This is a genomic window from Halostagnicola bangensis, assembly GCF_054653435.1.
The window spans coordinates 1,326,629-1,344,316 of sequence record NZ_BAAIGG010000002.1; the positions used below are offsets into that span (position 1 = coordinate 1,326,629).

Consider the following 17,688-nt stretch of genomic DNA (forward strand, 5'->3'; position numbering starts at 1 on the left):
TCAAGAGAGCTGATTACAATCCGAACAGTTCCACGGTCTCGTTTACCAGGTTCAGAATCCCAAGTCCGCCGCACTGATCTTCCGCTCACTCTGTACTGACGCGAACAGCACTGAAACCGTCCACGAACATCTTAAGGTCGTCTTTGATAGTCAAGACCGTCTTCAATAAGCTCCGTTACATCTAGATTCCAGTTGGAGAGTATCCTGAGATTGCGTCTAGAACATTGTCCGTAGTGCCGATCTCGGACGAAATCTTATATCCATGAACACGGAATCGAGTACACGCACCTCAACCTCACTCGTTTCCTTAAGACATGGTGTATTCATCAAAAAATACCGTTTTGATTCGCGAAAATACAGTTATTAGGGCATCAAAACTATGGATTAGCAGATAAGTGAGTCAGCCGATAGAAACTCTGAAGGGTTAGTAAGAAAAATACTAAGCCCTGATACTCGACCGGATAACGGGGGGAACACAATCACCTCAGATCAACACGGAATGAAGAACTGGGCAAAGTGGTTGCTATTCTTTAGTTCCTATGTCCCGCTGTATGTCATCATCGCGGTCGGAACCCGCACAACCAGCTTTGACTTCGTACTCTTTCAGACTCCAGTCTACAATGTTTGGGGCTACCAATTGTCTATAGTTGCCCTATTGTCACTAGTCTTCGGGGTGTTTGTTTTCGCCTTCCTCCTCATCGTGCTCCGCTTCAAGAGAAGAGAAAACGGCCAGCCAAAGAAGGTCGGGAAACCTACGGAGCGGAATGAGTTGATGATGACCTACATCCTTGTTCATGTCGTCCCCTTCGCTTTCATTGACTATACGAGCACGCTCAATCTCCTAGCCTTCATGTTCCTCTTCCTATCAATCGGGGTTATTCAAGTACGGTCGTCACATCTCCACGTAAACCCGATATTGTCGGCTCTAAAATACGACCTCTACGAAATAGAGGATGCTGATACCCGCGGTCAGTTGTTACTGGCCAAAACGTACGAAGACACAGACTTAGAACAGGCAACAATCATAGCAGTAGAAATAAGTAATAATGTCTATGTTACCACTAGTTAATGGATGTTCAGGCCAAGTTGGGCGAGGTCGTTGACCTAATTGAGGGCATCGACGACTGGGACGGCTCCTGCCATCTCATTGTCGCACGTGAAGAAGGGGACGATGAGGATAATGGTTCAACCGAGTACGTCTTCAAGCGGGCGAAGACGAAGGACGGTCTACACAATCAGTTGGGTGAGTTCGCCGAAGAGCGTATCAAGAACAAACGGGATGCACTAGAAGGAGATTCCAAAGAGGCTGTCGACTACGCTGCATCTAATATCTCTGATCAGAAAGAACTCGTTCAACACGTCTCTTCTGACGACGTACCTAAGTTCGAGCAGTATGAAAACCTCGTCGAAACGGATGATTTCACGGCAACAAACTATATTTCCGAGGACGGTGACGAACCCGAATTTCAAGTCATTGTCCTCCGAGATGGAACCGACGAACGAGTGCTAGTCTTCCAAGACATTACGAGGCGAGAAATCCTCGGAAAGGATGGGAACATCCGATTCTGGGAGCATGATGAATACTACGAAGAAGTCGAGGAAACCATCATGGAGGTTCCGAACCGGGTAGATGCGGTCTACTATGACGAGGAAATCTTCATCTTCGACCAGCGCCGCTTCGAGAAAATTTTCGACTACATGGATGAGTTTCACTCAGCTGCCGAAGACACCGTGGAGACCATCATGGACAGCGATGTCCCCGTCCACACAGGAGATGTGTTCCTTGAAGCGGTCAAATCCTATCCAAACGCCTCTCGTATGTTTTATGCGGTTCAGGAACGTGCGTTGTGGGAGCACGACGAGGTCGACATGGACATGTTCTACTACATCATCGATGAATACGACCTCTCTGTAGACATCGAGGAGCGAGATGGGGAACGAGGGCTTGTTTTGCAGGACAAACGGAACGTCTGGGAGATCATCCACCTGTATAACGACGACCACTTGAGTTCCCCGATAACCGAGGTCGCTTATCAAGTCAAAAACAAGGATCCACGTTCCGATGGGGACGGGGATGGCGACTAAAAAGTCGGAGTTTTTGTATGAGCCACCCTTGGAATTGACTCAATAGAACAACTCTCATTGTCCCACCACCGACTCTCTCCCGCGATCACCTTTGATGACGAGTTGTGATCCCGCTCTGCGTGCCCCATCGACTTCAACCAGTACTCGTAGTCATCAGACTGGTAGATGTAGTGATACTCAGCAGTAACCGATTCGCGCCTTGTATCCTGCACAAGGCTACGTATATTATCGATAGCTGGTAGGAATTCCAGCGGTCAGTCCGTATCTTTAGTGAGCGTATGTTTTACAGCAAAATACTGTCCAGAAATAGAAGTTCAAGAAGGTCAAATAAAGCTGGTTATTCGTCCAAAGATCATCTTGATACTATTCGTCTGGAAGGTATCGGCGGCGTTGTTCGAGTTTTTCTCGAGCAGACCGTTGATCGTAATGTCGCTCCAATACGTCCATCCCAACGTCCATCCGATCACTCACAATGCGTTCAGGGGTATCTGACTGGAGATGATGCGTGATGGACCCCCGACGAACGGGATGCGGGCTCAGTGCTGACGGACACTTGTGAGCATACTCTGTCGGGTGTGCTTCGCACTTGCCGATATTCCGGTCGTGTGGACACTTGTTCTCGTATACACACGGGCGCGTATACTGGTACGCGATCGTTCGTCCGCGATTGCGGCTGAGGCGACTACGCTTCGTCGCAAATAGCGGAGTTCGACCGTAGTCATCGACTACCCCTGGATGGTTGACCTCAAGCCAGTCGTCCAGGACCAGACAGACACGATCGTTCAACGCAACTAGTCGCTCGCTTTTCGAGCCGTTCTTGAGAGAGGTTCCCTCGTCTGGTCTGTGAACTAATGCCAAGTATTGATCGTCGGATCTGTAGTCCTCAACATCGATTCCGGTCGCAGCACCGATGCGAAGCCCAGTGTGCCAGAGTACTTCGAGCAGCGCGTGCTCGAGTCTTGCATAGCGATATCGCTCGAGATGGTTCAGGATCTTCTGAGCGCGATCCCTGCTGAGTAACTCGTCGCGTGCGTCATCAGCTGTGGTCGTTGGCAAGATGATTTTCTCATCGAGTCCCGCTTGTACTGCGTCGATACTCGCACAGAACCGGAGGAAGACACGCAAGGTCGCCAATTGTCCCTTCATCGACGCAGTGGCGAGTTCGTCTTCGTTCCGTCGTTTGACGCGGAACCGGTGGATATCGCGTGCGGAGAACTCGTTCAGGTTGTCAATCTCCTCGTTTTCACACCACTGTACGAACTGCCTGAGCCGATAGTCGTGCGATTGTAGTGTTGCATCCGCGAGTTTGTGTTGCCGTTCATCAAGGTACATCTGCTTGGCCGTCTCCGGGCCAAGCGGTTCGAGTTCGGTTGTCATGTCGTCTCACTCACGAAGGCAGAAGACAGCAATCTCTGAACGAGCGTGTTAGCGCTTGTCTGCTCGCCTAACAGCTAGCTGATGGCCCCGAAGATTCTGGATAATCCCCGTCAGGGCCCATGAATTCTGCGACGAACGGACGTGAGGAGCGAATTCTTACTCCCTGCGGATTCGAACTAGACGACGGCGAGCGACGCGAGCCGTCGGCGTAGTTACGAATCCGTCAGGGCCCATGGAGCGAGGCAAGCAGACTGCTCGGCGGAGTCAGCACGAACACACTTGTCGTTCTACGCCGACCTTGGTATCGTTATTCGGCATGAGGGGCGACCAGTCAGGTACGAGCGCAACGACGACTACTTCGAGTGGCGTCGAGTGAACGAGTTAGCGCGGGAGAATATCGTCGACGAGTTGCAGGCCCGCGTCTCGGAGCTGACCGATCAAATTGAGGAGTATCGCAACGAATACGGCGTCGATTCACCCGCCGAGGTCGACGTCCTCGAGTTCGACGCGGAGCGGATTGACGATGTGTACGTGGAACTCAGTGATTGGGCCACCGCTATTGAGGAGCGTCGTCATCACGAACGCGCCCGAAGAAAGGCCGCCAGTTCAACGGCTCCGTCCCACAGCTGACATGGTACCGATGAATGACGGTCGGAGCCCTGCGCCGATCGACCGATCGGTGTTAGAGCGCCTTCGATCCAAATTTATCGGCAGTCAAATGTTTCAATCGGCGGAAATCAGTACGACTGGGAAGCTACACCTCCGTGTCGACCTGTCCGACGAGTACTACCCGAACGAGGTGTCCGCTCGTCTCGAGATCCGCTGGTACCGCAACGACGATTTCAAGATCCAATATCAAGAGGAACGCCAAGTTAGTGCGTGGAAGTGCCGATGGGATCGGCATCCAAACGCGCACAACTCGAGAGATCATTGCTGACCGTTGATTCGGATCACCGTCTCGTCAAGTGCGACGTGATCCGGACTCGCATCACTGGCGGGTTGTAGATCAGCCTTCTACACCCAGTCGTGAACGGCTTTCCGTGACCGTCCGACATCGAACTTCTATAATTCAGAGACGGTATTCGAAAGTGATAATCCGGACAAATGGAGTCGAATACCTAACTCCATCAGTTCGCTCGGTATCCGCTCTCGCTCCACAAAACCCAAGTCTATCCAATCGCTACGACCGCTGAGACGAGCAATTTCAGCCATTGACCAGCCGAAATTCGCTTCGCCTCACTTTTCAGTCTTAACTAAACACGACCCCCTGTTATCGACCACAGAGCTATCCGGCTGGAGAGCCAAAATTATAGGATGGCAGACGATAAGCGCGGCCGAGACAAGCAAGCACACGACGCTGAAAGACGCCAACAAAAGCGTGAGATCGCCACAGAACTGGAGCGCGGGGACGAAATAGAGCCACCGGTGGAAGCGGAGGAACTCGCCAGTTTCGAGGCAGAACTCGAAGAGCTGACCTTCCCGGCCACGGGGACCGAGGTCGTCGCGGCGATCGGCGATCGTGAGATCGAATCGGTCGAGGGGAGCTACAGTATCGAGGAACTAGTACCGGAGACAGACGAGGAGACGTTCGACTCTTCAGCTGCCGTCCGGGTGCAGGTACAGCGGCCGACAGTTGCCGAGGCCATGAAACGGGTCGTGGAAGCCAGCAAAACGCTTCGGAATACGGATTTCAGTTGGGCACAGCGCAAGGCGTACGAGAAGACCTTCCAGGAACTCAAAGCGATCGATGTCGATGACGACGATGAAGGGATCCAGGCCATCAGCGACTGGATCATCGAGCGAATCCGCGAGAAAGAAACGCTCCCGACGTCCCGGGCGGTACGCCGAGAAGCGGCGAAGTTCTGTCGGACGAACGGATATCAGGTCCGAAACGACGAGTGGCTCGGGATATAAACCGACGACCACGAGCAATCGTTGCAATGACTGCTGTCACGCCCCAAGCGTGACCGATACGCGCCCTCGATCCAGTAACAGGATTTCTCTTGTGAGAGGCGTCTCATTCCGTCTCGGTTGGAACTGCTATGGGCTTTATTGTGTTACCAGTGAAACCACTAGCATGGCGCTCGATATAGAGGTCCCGGAACCACCAGACCTCTCGAACCGAGGAATGCCGCGCGAGTTCGAGTGGCAAGAAGAGACGCTCGGATCAGAGGATTTCTACCGCGAGGACATCGAAGACCTGCTCCAGGAAGGTGCCTGGAAGGAGGGATTCAACGAGTGGACCGAGTACACGAGTCTCGATGAAGAGCACGTTCGAATTGTCAGCGACCTCGGCCTATTCCAAGCGTTCGACTTCTACTGGGACCCAACCGAAGACCGCCTTCGCTTCGACGCCCCAATGATTTCGGACGACTGGCGGGAGCGAAACACGACCGAGTCGCTCGATTCGAGCACGGTTTCAATGATTGACAGTGAGTTAGACGATCTCGGCCGAGCGGTACACGAGGTGCTTGAGAACTACCTCGAACGGAACGACGAAGCGTCTGATTATGGTTGGGGTGAGGAAACGTACGGTAAACGCGAGGAGTGATTCCAGTCACTACAGCCTGCTCGACGGCGTCCGAGATGCAGATTTCTCTATAGTGAGCAGACTCGAGCCGAAGAACTCGCGAACAAATTCCTCGGAACAGGCTAAAGATGACAGATATTGTATCATACCCGATATAGTAGTGACTGAATCGGCAGAAAGATTTGTTCGATTTCAGATAAGATACAGATCATATAATAGAAAATATGTCTTTGGGGTTGAAAGGGAATGGCGATAGTGACGCTACTATTTGAGAGAATACGACTCGTTTACGAAATGTGAACGCCACGGCCAGGAAGACCAGTACGCTGGGAGGGTCTACAGAGTATCGCACTGACCGGCCAACGCGGGGAAGTACTGATTGAAGATCTGAAGTAGACGATAAAGTTGTCGTCGAAATCAGTGACGAGAAATCCGATGGAACGCTCGTCCACAAAATAGTTGTTAGAGTCGTTCTGCTCCGCCGAGAGGGGAAGTTCCACGATACGGATCAAATTCGAGAAGCGTTCGTAGAGAAGAGAGACGGACAAACACAACTTGTAGAAAATGGGGCCGTAGTCGTACGAATTCGGTATTGAGTGATCAGTTCGAGTCAGTTCAGGTTTCCTCGGTCGCGAGTGCTTCAGATTTTGTTACGTTGCTGATCGTGGAATCGGTTTGAAAACGTTCGATCTACTGACTCCACATCACAAATATATCTGTATAAATAATAGTATCTTATAATGGTAAGAGTGCGATTTGACTGGCCTTAATTCCAGTTACTATAATAGACAAAAGAACGATATCTCACCTACTATAGAAAATTCAGCTCCGCATGGTATTTTAACTGGTATGAAAGAACAGTCATTCCATATGTTTGGTTTGAACCTACAGCACTAGTAAGCGATCGAATTCTGACGACCAAATAGATTGTTTCTTGTGGGAATTTGTGTATACAACAGGAAGCATAAGATTCGACTGGTCACATTGCAACTCGGATCGAGTTCGGGCTCCACAACGGGTACATGTCAATAATTCCAGGCGGAGCGCATGTTTAATATGGCTTCATTACCATTGTGTATACATGTCGATTCCGATAATTGACCCGCACATGCACATGGTTTCGCGGTCGATCAACGATTACGAACGCGCCCGACTGGCCGGCATCGAATGTTGCATCGAACCGGCGTTCTGGAGCGGAACGGACAAACAACACGCCGAATCGTTTTTCGATTACTTCGAGCGGCTCATCGGCTTCGAAACCAACCGCGCCGAGCGCGCCGCCGGTATCGACCACTACGCCACCATCGGCCTCGAGCCGAAGGAAGCGAACTACCCGGAGATGGCCCAGCGGGTCCTCGACGAACTTCCGGAGTACCTCGAGCGCGAGGATGTCGTCGGCCTGGGCGAGATCGGCTTCGACCAGGGGACCGACGAGGAAGAATACGCCTTCAGAGAGCAACTCCAGATGGCCGAAGAACGCGAACTCCCGGTTATCGTTCATACGCCACACACGAACAAACCCGAAGGAACCGAACGACTCGTCGAGATCATCCGAGACGAAGGCGTCACGCAGGAACGAATCATCCTCGATCACAACACCGAAAACACCATCGACATCTCGGCTCAAACCGACTGTTGGATCGGCTTTACCCTCTACCCCGGGAAGATCACCGACGAAACCGCGATCGATATCATAGAGGAGTACGGCACCGACAAGATGTTGCTCAACAGCGCAGCCGACTGGGATCCGTCCGATCCCCTCGCCGTGCCCAAAGCCAGAGACAAGATGCTCGATCGAGGCTGGGATCGTGAGGCGGTCAAGAAGGTCGTCTTCGACAACCCCTACGAGTTTTTCGACCAGTCGCCGAACTTCACCTACGAGGCCTAATCCATGGACTTTGGCTTCTCACTCAACGCCTTCCGCCAGTACGAGTTAGACGAATCGATCGAAATCCTCGCCGAAATCGGCTACGACGGAATCGAAATCCTGCTCGACGAACCCCACCTGTTCCCGGCGAACGCCGACGACAGCGACATCGAGCACGTCCGGAACGTCCTCGCGGACAACGACGTCGCCGTCAGTAACTGCAACGCGTTCATGCTCAGCGCACTCGAGCGCTCCGAAAAGAGCAAAGCCGCCGAGTACGACCGCGAGATACAGGGCTTCCAGCACCCCTCGTTTATCGAACCCGATCCGGCTGATCGCCGCGAACGCATCGAACACACGAAAAACGCCCTCGAAACGGCCGACGCCCTGGGGGCCGACCACATCTCGATCACGCCGGGCGGACCGGTCCCGAACGGAACCTCGAGAGAAGACGCCCTGGATATGTTCGTCGAGGGGATTCGAGACGTGACAGACACCGCAGAAGACGTCGGCGTCGATGTGCTGGTCGAACCCGAACCCGATCTGTTGATCGAATCGTCCGACCAGTTTCTCGAGTTCGTCGAACGGATCGACTCGCCGCGAGTGGGCTGTAACTTCGACGCGGGACACTTCTACTGCGTCGACGAAGATCCCGTCGACCTGATCGACAAACTGGCCCCGTATTCGAACCACTACCATCTCGAAGATATCCCCGCCGACGGCACCCACGAACACACCCAACTCGGAGACGGCGGGATGGACATCGACGGCTTCCTGCAAGCCATCGAGGACAGCGAGTACGACGGATTCGTCACGATCGAACTCTACCCCTACGAAGAAACCGCACAGGAAACCGCCAGCGAGGCGATGGACTACCTCCACGAACACGGGTGGACCTGATCGAATAGTTGCGTAGCGAAACGAGAGAACCATTATTTTTCACGTGTGCTCGGCGTGAGAATTCAGTTTAAAGTATTGGTCAGCACCGGTAGATACGGATACGGATACAAGAGTTTATAATCCATAAGAGATTGTCTTTATCATGTGAGAAAGCAATATATTTTCACTTACAAAGGTACTGATGTAAATAAATGGGGTGTGTTCTAGGAGATGCGAGAAAATCAAATGCGGTTTCACGACGTGGATCGAACGATGTTTTCCAACCGAATATCTCGAGAAATGGATCTACTCGAGACGGACGACGACGACGATGTCGATTTGGCGCGATCGATTCCTCTGTTCCCATGTCACGAGTACGGAACGCAGTAACGCCAGAGTCGTCTGTTTGCAGACTGATACTGTCCTAGAGAGGGCACGAAGCGAACAGAACAATGCGCCCGACCGGTTTCAACGCGTTGTTGACGACCCCGACTAATCCAACCGTTAGAAAGCCAAACGCCGAGCCAAACGGTAGGTTATTCGTTTCGAACGGGTACTTCTCCGGCCGGAACGATCTCACAGTCAGGCATTTCGGCTAAGAGCTCTTCGGGACCGGGCGGTGAATAGACGGCCAGTAATTGGAGTGTTTCCCAGCCGGTGTTTTCGGTCCCATGTTCGACACCCTTCGGAATGTGAATCATGTCTCCCGGGCCCACATCCTGTTTGTCGCCGTCGACGGTTTGTTCACCGTTCCCGTTTATGACGTAGAGGGTTTCTTCGCTGTCCGGATGCGTGTGGAGATCGTGTCCGTTTCCCGGCTCGAGTTGAACGACGCCTGCGCTGAACCGCTCCGAGTCGTTCACTTCGGGTGTTGCCATCCACTTGAGCGTTCCCCAGTCGAATACCTGTGTCGAGACATCCTCACTGCTGATGAACGAATTGTCTGCCATTTACACACACATATGTGCCGTGCAACATCTTAATTGTATCCCACCGGTAGCGTCTGAGGAGTCCGTCAGCAAACGGGTTCTGGCGCTACATCGGTGGAACAGCCACTGATTCGGCGCGGACTCTCACTCTTCGTGGTCATCTAATCCCGTCCTGACGACAGGATGGGGCGCGTTCAAAATCACCTCCCAGACTACGTGCCGAGCGCAACTTGTTTTCAATCTCGGCTATCCGTTCCGTTGTACGTTCGAACACGATTCATAAGCTAACCCAAACATTGAATACTGTTCCCATGATTCATAGAGATGAATTATGGCGTTCACTCGAGAAAAATCCATTTCGCGACTACGGGCAACGATCGCTGATAACGAGCCGATAATCGGTGCAGGTGCCGGTACCGGTATTTCGGCAAAGTTCGCTGAGCGTGGCGGTGTCGACCTCCTGATCATCTACAACTCCGGTCGCTATCGGATGAACGGACGGGGATCACTAGCCGGGTTACTTCCCTACGGCGATGCGAACGAAATTGTCCTCGAGATGGGTCACGAAGTCATTCCGGTCGTCGAGGATACCCCGGTATTGGCCGGCGTCAACGGGACTGATCCGTTCCGCCAGATGGACGTCTTTATCGAGGATCTCAAGCGTCGGGGCTTTTCCGGAGTACAGAATTTTCCGACCGTTGGACTCTTCGAGGAAGAGAGTCGGTTCCGTCAGAACATCGAAGAAACCGGCATGGGATACGATAAGGAGGTCGACATGATTCGGGAGGCCGCAAGCCAGGGAATGCTGACGTGCCCGTACGTATTCACGACGGAACAGGCCCGCCAAATGGCCGAGGCTGGTGCCGATGTCATCGTTTCGCATATGGGACTAACGACCTCCGGTGACATCGGAGCCGAGACCTCGCTCGACCTCGACGAAGCTGCCGACCGCGTTCAGGACCACCACGACGCGGCCAGGGATATCAACGAAGACATCATCGTCATCTGCCACGGTGGCCCGATCGCCTGGCCGGACGACGCCCAATACGTGCTGGACAACACCGAAGGAGTCGCCGGCTTTTTCGGCGCCTCGAGTATCGAACGGCTCGCGACGGAGGAAGCGATTCAGGAACAGACCCGCGAATTCAAGGATATCGAGATATAGCATGGCAGTGGTCATCGTCGGAACGTTGGACACGAAAGGCGAGGAGATTGGGTTCGCTAGAAACGTCATCGAATCCCGAGGCGTCAGCGTTCACGTGATTGACGCTGGCGTAATGGGGTCCCCACAAATCGAACCGGACACGCCGGCTAGCGAAGTCGCCGACGCAGCTGGCACTACTCTCGAGCATCTTCGAGACGATGTCAACCGCGGCGAGGCGATGGAGACGATGGGCGAGGGTGCTGTCGCCGTTGTGCAGCGCCTGTACGAGGACGGTGTTCTCGACGGCGTATTCGGTCTCGGTGGATCGGGGAACACGTCGATCGGGACGACGGCAATGCGGTCGTTACCCGTCGGCGTTCCCAAACTGATGGTCTCGACGATGGCTTCGGGTGATATCGAACCCTACGTCGGTGCGACGGACGTGATGATGATGTACTCCGTTGCGGACATCGAGGGCCTCAATCAACTCTCACAGCAGGTCATCGCCAACGCGGCACTCGCGATGGTCGGGATGGTCGCGAACGACCCGGACATCGAAATCGAGGACAGGCTCACGATCGGCATCACGATGTTTGGCGTTACGACCGCCTGTGCCCAGGCCGCGCGAAAGTACCTCGAGGAAAGGGGATACGAGACGATCGTCTTCCACGCGACGGGTACCGGTGGCCGAGCGATGGAGAACCTCGTTCGCCAAGGCATAATCGACGGGGTCTTGGACATTACGACCACGGAGTGGGCAGACGAACTGGTCGGCGGCGTACTGAGCGCCGGCTCAGATCGACTCGATGCCGCAGCCCAAGCGGGCATCCCCCAGGTGGTCTCGACGGGTGCGCTCGATATGGTTAACTTCGGTCCGCGTGAGACGGTTCCCGAGGAGTTCGAGGGGCGTCAATTCGTTGCTCACAACCCGCAGGTGACGCTGATGCGAACGACGTCGGAGGAAAACGCCGAGTTGGGCGCGATTATCGGAGAGAAGCTCCGGAAATCGACGGCACCAACGGCCCTGTATCTTCCGCTCGAGGGCGTTTCGGCGATCGACATCGGCGGTGAGGAGTTCCACGATCCAGCCGCGGACGAGGCGCTGTTCGACTCGCTCCGAGATACCGCGGGCGAGGCGATCGAGGTCGTCGAGCGCGAAACCGACATCAACGACGAAGATTTTGCACTAGCCATGGCGAAGAAACTCGACGAGTATTTGACCGAGACGGAAGAATCGGCAGCCGACTAACGAACGGGGAACAAAGCGGTGAGTCATAGGGTCGGTTGTCAGTCATTTCCGGCCATTCGCCACCCCGCTCTGGCGACGAACCGGTAAACAGGGACAACCGACCCTATCAAACGTGGTACTTGTTTAGTTCTATTACGTTTGCCGTGTTACAGAGTTGGTCGACGAACTCGTTTGTCTCCCAGTTGTCGTCGATTCGCGCTGTCGGTGCCGAAATACTGACTGCACCGATAACGTCCGAGTTGAATCTGATCGGTGCCGCAATACATCGGAGACCCGCAATTCGCTCCTCATCGTCGACCGCAAAGCCACGCTTTCGTGTTCGATCTAATTCGTCGAGGAGTTCGTCTTTCGTCGTTATCGTTTGTTGTGTTGCTAGCGGGAGACCGTGCTGATCGATGATCTCATCGACACGCTCCGACGGTAACTGCGCTAAAATCGCTTTGCCGAAGGCAGAGTTGTGCATGTGGTGGTTACAGCCGACATACGTGTCGAGATCGACGGCCTGCTCGCCTTTTGATCGGGCCAGGTAGACACCCTTTCCACCTTCTTCGACTGCCAAATGCACTAGCTCTCCGGACGTGTCGGCTAACTCCCGTACTTTTGGCTCGGCAACTTTGTAGATGGGAGTTCTATTGCGTATTTGCCCGCCAATATCTAAAAACTTGAGACTGAGAACATACGTCTTTGACTCTTGGACGACATATCCGTGCTCTTCGAGCGTGCTTAAATGATTGTGGGCTGCACTCTTTCCCATATCGAGTTCGTTCGCTAACTCCGTGACTCGGGCGCCTCCTAGTCGGTTGAGCGCTTCTATAACCTCCAGTGATTTGGCAGTAGTACGCACGGGGTGTTTGGCTCTTTTTCCCATATGCCATACACTCTCTCCCAAGAACATTAAACCTTATTCTATAATAGAAAACAATACGCCCCGAACTCGAGTAATATTTCACCGTACTCGGGGTATTTCCTAATGCATTCATATATAGAATAATATATGTTGGAGAAGATCAGTCAATCATCTCAAACGGCATTCGTCAACGGTTTGAGAAGGGATTGTGTACTCAATTAGGTGTGCTATATAAGTCACCGAATACTATTGGTTCTCCTCACAGTTCACCAGTCGGTTTTCTATTTCACAACAAGAATCCATTACGGAGGTTCATCGGATGAAATACACCAGCAACTGGAACGGACCATATCTCTACGAAGACCGACTAACACGCCGGTTGGGAAACTCCCGTATCGAGTACGCGCGCGATATTTCGGATGGAGTCCGTGATTTTCGGGTCGGCCACGGAAACACGACAAGCCGTCCGTTCGACGGACGCTACCTTCTCGTTTTTCGGCCCCATCGAAATAGAGAACACCAGTATCCAATAACGATAGTTCGATGGCTCTCGACGAAGGGAGACTGTAACGAGTCGTCCCTTGACACCCATATGTATGTAAGACTTAAGGGTGCGAACAGTCAGCAATATTCTCGTGGTCAACTTTCAGATCGTTCTAACATAGAGAATATATTCCTAAGAAGGGGACCCCTAAAACAGAGTGCATATCGAACGAACGCGCCGTTGCGCCCATGGTCGTGCGTGTCAAGAGAAGACTCGTTAGGGGTATCGAGAGTGCGTTATCTGGAGATCTGAAGTGTCCGACTAGATACTTCGTCGAACCGATGAACGAGCCAGCTAGTGAGGTGCAGATAAGAGAACGAACGACAGCCGTTGTTTACGTGTCTGTGTATGGACGACGCTGATCGAGATGGCGATTCGTCCGGGGCAAAGCCGAGCACTCCGGCTTTTCGAAGCCGACCGGCAAACAATTATACGAGAAGATCGACTCGAGCGACGGGGCCCGGTCGCTCCCGGTGGATCGTGTCGAAGTCAGATCGGAGAACGAGGCGGTCGAGCGGAGAACACACCCCGTCCGATCGAGAACATGAACGACGTATTGATCGCTCGCCGGTCGGAGTTGATCCCGCTTTCGTCGGTGACGACGCCCAGGTGGGTGAGGGGTGGGTGAAAGCCGGTCTGCTGTGTCGTACCGTTGCAGTTGGCCCGCTGGCGTGATCAGACGGCCAGATACCGAAGACGAACGTCGTCGTCTGCAACGAGTTCTTCGGAGCTCCCCTGATACACGATCGACCCGTCGTCGAGGATATAACACCGATCGGCTACCTTGAGAGCGGCGGTCGAGTTCTGTTCGACCAGCAAAATCGTCGTTCCCGTCTCCGCGATCCGTTCGATCGAATCGAGGACGGACTCGACGATCTGCGGAGCGAGCCCTTCCGTCGGTTCGTCCATCAGTAACAGGTCGACGTTCGGGAGTTTCAGCGTTCGGGCGATAGAGAGCATCTGCTGTTCTCCACCGGAGAGCGTTCCCGCGTACTGTTCGCGTCGTTCTTCGAGTCGCGGGAAGAGTTCGTAAATTTCCTCGTCGTTCATCCCTGATTCGTCCTCAACCGGCATATCGCGAAGGATCGTGTTCCAATCCTGTCGGGAGATGTCCGGCATCCGCAAGTTTTCTTCGACGGTAAAATCGCCGAATACTCGCCGTTCCTCAGGAACGATAGCGATCCCGTTCATCACGATGTCTTCCGGGGAATTTCCGACGATATCTTCCCCTCCAAAGGCGATACGACCAGCCGACACTTCCGGAGGGGTCGCGCCGATAATACTTCGCAACGTCGTCGTTTTCCCCGCTCCGTTTCGGCCCAGGAGCGTTACGACCTCGCCTCGCTCGACCGTCAACGAGACACCCCGGAGGATGTGACTGGGGCCGTAGTGTGAATGGACATCGTCCAGTTCGAGCAAGCTCATTGTTTCACCCCGCCGAGGTACGCTTCCTGTACTTCCGGGTGTTCCCGTATCTCGCCTGGCGTCCCTTTGGCGATTATTTCTCCCCTGTTTAACACGACGATTCGGTCAGCGAGGTCGAAGACGAGGTCCATATCGTGTTCGATCATCACGGCACCCATCGTTCGTTCCTCCTGAATGGACTTGATCAACTCCGTCGTCGCCTGCGTCTCTTCAGGAGACATACCCGCCGTCGGTTCATCCATGAATATCAACCGCGGATCGTTAGCCATGGCGACAGCTAACTCCAGTCGGCGTTTGTCTCCGTAAGAGAGCGATCCCGTGTCCATGTTCCGGTCGGCAACGAGGTTGAACCGCTCGAGCAACGCTTGCGCTCGCTCGGTTACCGCTGGATAGCCATCGAGACGTCGAAAGAAATTCACCCGGAACGATCCTTGTTCAGCCGCGAGCGCGGCGACTTTCACGTTCTCTTCGACTGTCAGGTTGGTGAATAACGACGCCGTCTGAAAGGAGCGACTGATGCCGGCCTGGGTTATCTCGTGTGGATCACTGCCGGTTACGTCGGTCCCCTCGAAGAGGACTTCGCCCGAGGTCGGCTCGAGCATACCGGTAACGAGGTTCACGAAGGTCGTTTTCCCCGCTCCGTTCGGTCCGATAACACAGACCAGTTCTCCTTCGCGTATCGAGACGGATACGTTGTCGACTGCAGTTAATCCGTTGAACGATTTCGTCAGCTCTCTCGTTTCGAAGAATGTCATGAGTCGTTCCACCTGCGAGTTAGTCCGCGGAGTGATTGACCGATCTTTCCGACAATTCCCCACAGACCCTGTGGAAAGGCCCAGACGACGACGGTAAACAGGGTCGTGAGTATCAGGAACCAGTACGGTCCGACGATCGGGAATCCGTCGACGACCCCGCGGACGTACACGTAGAGGATCGCTCCGAGGATCGGTCCGAACACGGATCCCAATCCGCCCAGGACGGTCATAATAACGACCTCGCCGCTGATGAGCCAATAAAGCGATTCGACGGAGACAAACACCGTGTGAATCGTATACAGGCTTCCGGCGACCCCGGCGAACACGGCAGAGAGGATGAAGGCCATGAACTTGTACCGCCAGACGTTGATGCCGATGAACGCCGCTCGCTGTTCGTTTTCACGAAGCGACCGAAATACGAGCCCGTACGGAGATTTCACGATTCGCGTTGCGAGAACGACGGCGAAGACGAAGAACACCGCGACGAAGAGGTAGAGATGGTCGTACCACAACGTCCCGAGTACTCCGGGGAGCGGTTGATTGAGATTGATGAACCCCGCTACCGGTTCGACCTGAACGTAGATGAACCCGTTGTAGCCGCCGGTGATCTCCTGTAGTGGGGACACGGCGAGGAAGTACACGAACTGGCCGATCGCGAGCGTCAGAATCGCAAAGTAAACCGCGTGGCGTCGAAGCGCGATGTATCCGACGACCGCCGCGAGGACGAGCGCGAAGACGATGCCGGCGATGACCACCAAGAGTGGGTCGCCCGTCACGTAGTAGCTGAACAGACCGGCGGCGTACGCACCGCCTCCCCAGAACACGGCGTGTCCGAACGACAACAGCCCGGTCTGGCCCAGAAGCAAGTCGAACCCGATCGCGAATATCCCCCAGATGAGGACGGTGACGGCCAGCGACTGGTAGCCGCCGACTGCGCTCGTAATCGGGGCACGAGCGAAGAGCCACGACCAGAGCAGCACGAATACGGTCGCCGCGACGAAGACGAACGACTCCGTCCCTTTGATTTCGTCCCAGTACTCCCAGCTCAGGGTCGGTCGTTCGATATCGAGACGACCGGTTACGTCTCGCAGACTCATACTTCCACCCCTGTCGAGCCGAATAGCCCCTCCGGCCGAAGCATGATTATCACGATTGCGGTCAGGTATATGCTGGCTTCCATTCCCTGCGGATAGACGGAGTTTGCGGTCGCCCACGCTAACCCGAAGAGCGTGCCCGCCACGATCGTTCCTTTGATACTTCCCATCCCGCCAGCGACAACGACGAGAAGCGCGGGAATGAGAATATCGATACCGATTTCGTGGTTGATCGTGAATATCGTTCCGCCCAGCAGTCCGGCGATTCCTGCGTACGCGGCGCCTATTCCAAAGACGAACGCGTACGGGCGTTTGACCTTGATACCGAGCAGTTGCACCATTTGGGAGTCCTGCGTCGCTCCTCGGACGACGAGTCCGAAGTCCGTCTTTTTATAGAACAACAGCAAGCCGATCATCAGGACGGCCGTAATGAGTATTACGTAAAACCGCCACCGCGAAACGGTTCCGATACCCGGTAAGGCCAACGGTCCGCTAGCCCAGCCGGGTCTCGAGATGGTTTGGCCCCCGGTGCCAAAGAGGATCGCCATCAACTCTTGAGCCATAAAGAGGAGGCCGAACGTGATCAGTATCTGATCGACGACATCGCGATCGGAAAGCGGTCGGACCACGTACTTCTCGAGTACTAGTCCGATTCCGAAGACGATGATCGGCGTCAGTATCATCGCTGGAATGAGCCCCCAGCCGAGGCCGAACGTGGAGAACCCGACAGATTCGAGTACCCCTCCGACATCCGGTTCACCAATGATGACGAGAGCGATGTACGCTCCGAAAAGGTACAGCGCTGCGTGTGTCATATTCGCAAAATCGAGCGTCCCCATCGTGATCGAGAGGCCTGTCGCGACCAGTATGTACACCGCCGCGACGCTCAACATCATAAATAGGAACGTGAGTGCTGATTCGATCATGGCCTTAGTAACGTTAGTAGAGAGAGCGAGCGAGTAT

General features: G+C 54.2%; 16 protein-coding genes and 4 pseudogenes. 12 read left to right on the plus strand and 8 right to left on the minus strand.

Annotation, left to right across the window (positions count from 1 at the left end):
• Positions 1 to 22: 22 nt before the first annotated feature.
• From ACYQ14_RS08275 to ACYQ14_RS08285, 3 genes and pseudogenes are all read left to right on the plus strand, one after another.
• Positions 23 to 166, plus strand: a pseudogene (locus tag ACYQ14_RS08275) (TATA-box-binding protein); the annotation flags it as partial.
• A 333-nt stretch (positions 167 to 499) separates the two neighbouring features.
• Entirely contained in the window at positions 500 to 1,069 is a 570-nt protein-coding gene (locus ACYQ14_RS08280; RefSeq protein ID WP_459886977.1) for a hypothetical protein, read from the plus strand.
• Positions 1,069 to 2,085: a Kiwa anti-phage protein KwaB-like domain-containing protein gene (locus ACYQ14_RS08285; RefSeq protein WP_459886980.1), complete on the plus strand. Its 1,017-nt coding sequence runs from the start codon at positions 1,069 to 1,071 to the stop codon at positions 2,083 to 2,085. Before ACYQ14_RS08280 ends, ACYQ14_RS08285 begins: the two co-directional genes overlap by 1 nt.
• A gap of 363 nt (positions 2,086 to 2,448) precedes the next feature.
• Here ACYQ14_RS08285 and ACYQ14_RS08290 read toward each other — a convergent pair whose 3' ends face one another.
• Positions 2,449 to 3,462: a tyrosine-type recombinase/integrase gene (locus ACYQ14_RS08290; protein ID WP_459886983.1), complete on the minus strand. Its 1,014-nt coding sequence runs from the start codon at positions 3,460 to 3,462 to the stop codon at positions 2,449 to 2,451.
• 237 nt (positions 3,463 to 3,699) lie between these two features.
• Here ACYQ14_RS08290 and ACYQ14_RS08295 point away from each other — a divergent pair.
• Both ACYQ14_RS08295 and ACYQ14_RS08300 read left to right on the plus strand, forming a co-directional pair.
• Positions 3,700 to 4,092, plus strand: a pseudogene (locus ACYQ14_RS08295) (DUF7342 family protein); the annotation flags it as partial.
• A gap of 88 nt (positions 4,093 to 4,180) precedes the next feature.
• Positions 4,181 to 4,393 (plus strand): annotated as a pseudogene (locus ACYQ14_RS08300) (toxin-antitoxin system TumE family protein); the annotation flags it as partial.
• Here the strand turns inward: ACYQ14_RS08300 and ACYQ14_RS08305 are convergent.
• Positions 4,393 to 4,674 (minus strand): annotated as a pseudogene (locus ACYQ14_RS08305) (transposase domain-containing protein); the annotation flags it as partial. The pseudogenes ACYQ14_RS08300 and ACYQ14_RS08305 overlap by 1 nt on opposite strands.
• A 102-nt stretch (positions 4,675 to 4,776) precedes the next feature.
• Here ACYQ14_RS08305 and ACYQ14_RS08310 point away from each other — a divergent pair.
• The 5 genes from ACYQ14_RS08310 to ACYQ14_RS08330 all read left to right on the plus strand — a co-directional run bounded on the left by ACYQ14_RS08310 (position 4,777) and on the right by ACYQ14_RS08330 (position 9,128).
• On the plus strand, positions 4,777 to 5,376 hold the full coding sequence (locus ACYQ14_RS08310) for a DUF5789 family protein (protein WP_459886986.1): 600 nt from the start codon (positions 4,777 to 4,779) through the stop codon (positions 5,374 to 5,376).
• A 163-nt stretch (positions 5,377 to 5,539) separates the two neighbouring features.
• Positions 5,540 to 6,013, plus strand: coding sequence for a DUF7992 family protein (locus tag ACYQ14_RS08315; protein WP_488193325.1), 474 nt, complete (start codon positions 5,540 to 5,542; stop codon positions 6,011 to 6,013).
• A 1,087-nt stretch (positions 6,014 to 7,100) separates the two neighbouring features.
• Positions 7,101 to 7,880 carry a TatD family hydrolase gene (locus tag ACYQ14_RS08320; protein WP_459884184.1) on the plus strand — a complete coding sequence of 260 codons (780 nt, stop codon included), beginning with the start codon at positions 7,101 to 7,103 and terminating at the stop codon, positions 7,878 to 7,880.
• Between the two features lie 3 nt (positions 7,881 to 7,883).
• Positions 7,884 to 8,759, plus strand: a complete 876-nt coding sequence (locus tag ACYQ14_RS08325) for a sugar phosphate isomerase/epimerase family protein (RefSeq protein WP_459886988.1) — start codon at positions 7,884 to 7,886, stop codon at positions 8,757 to 8,759.
• Between the two features lie 225 nt (positions 8,760 to 8,984).
• The gene (locus tag ACYQ14_RS08330; RefSeq protein ID WP_459886991.1) at positions 8,985 to 9,128 is read left to right on the plus strand and encodes a hypothetical protein; all 144 of its coding nucleotides are present in this window, start codon (positions 8,985 to 8,987) and stop codon (positions 9,126 to 9,128) included.
• A 146-nt stretch (positions 9,129 to 9,274) separates the two neighbouring features.
• On the opposite strand, the gene ACYQ14_RS08335 is transcribed toward ACYQ14_RS08330, so the two are convergent.
• On the minus strand, positions 9,275 to 9,688 hold the full coding sequence (locus ACYQ14_RS08335; RefSeq protein WP_459886993.1) for a cupin domain-containing protein: 414 nt from the start codon (positions 9,686 to 9,688) through the stop codon (positions 9,275 to 9,277).
• A gap of 310 nt (positions 9,689 to 9,998) precedes the next feature.
• Here ACYQ14_RS08335 and ACYQ14_RS08340 point away from each other — a divergent pair, with 310 nt between their 5' ends.
• Together ACYQ14_RS08340 and ACYQ14_RS08345 are read left to right on the plus strand one after the other, a co-directional pair.
• Complete coding sequence (locus tag ACYQ14_RS08340) at positions 9,999 to 10,832, plus strand: phosphoenolpyruvate hydrolase family protein (protein ID WP_459886996.1); 834 nt, start codon at positions 9,999 to 10,001, stop codon at positions 10,830 to 10,832.
• Position 10,833: 1 nt separating this feature from the next.
• Positions 10,834 to 12,060 carry a Tm-1-like ATP-binding domain-containing protein gene (locus ACYQ14_RS08345; protein ID WP_459886999.1) on the plus strand — a complete coding sequence of 409 codons (1,227 nt, stop codon included), beginning with the start codon at positions 10,834 to 10,836 and terminating at the stop codon, positions 12,058 to 12,060.
• A gap of 106 nt (positions 12,061 to 12,166) precedes the next feature.
• Here the strand turns inward: ACYQ14_RS08345 and ACYQ14_RS08350 are convergent, their stop codons facing one another.
• From ACYQ14_RS08350 to ACYQ14_RS08370, 5 genes are all read right to left on the minus strand, one after another.
• Positions 12,167 to 12,928 (minus strand): IclR family transcriptional regulator, encoded by a 762-nt coding sequence (locus ACYQ14_RS08350; protein WP_459890024.1) that lies wholly within the window; start codon positions 12,926 to 12,928, stop codon positions 12,167 to 12,169.
• A 1,198-nt stretch (positions 12,929 to 14,126) separates the two neighbouring features.
• Positions 14,127 to 14,876 (minus strand): ABC transporter ATP-binding protein, encoded by a 750-nt coding sequence (locus tag ACYQ14_RS08355; RefSeq protein ID WP_283839026.1) that lies wholly within the window; start codon positions 14,874 to 14,876, stop codon positions 14,127 to 14,129.
• On the minus strand, positions 14,873 to 15,631 hold the full coding sequence (locus tag ACYQ14_RS08360) for an ABC transporter ATP-binding protein (protein ID WP_459887003.1): 759 nt from the start codon (positions 15,629 to 15,631) through the stop codon (positions 14,873 to 14,875). Before ACYQ14_RS08360 ends, ACYQ14_RS08355 begins: the two co-directional genes overlap by 4 nt.
• Positions 15,628 to 16,728 carry a branched-chain amino acid ABC transporter permease gene (locus ACYQ14_RS08365; RefSeq protein ID WP_459887006.1) on the minus strand — a complete coding sequence of 367 codons (1,101 nt, stop codon included), beginning with the start codon at positions 16,726 to 16,728 and terminating at the stop codon, positions 15,628 to 15,630. Before ACYQ14_RS08365 ends, ACYQ14_RS08360 begins: the two co-directional genes overlap by 4 nt.
• A complete protein-coding gene (locus tag ACYQ14_RS08370; RefSeq protein ID WP_459887009.1) occupies positions 16,725 to 17,651 on the minus strand; it encodes a branched-chain amino acid ABC transporter permease in 927 nt (308 codons plus the stop codon). Before ACYQ14_RS08370 ends, ACYQ14_RS08365 begins: the two co-directional genes overlap by 4 nt.
• Between the last annotated feature and the right edge of the window lie 37 nt (positions 17,652 to 17,688).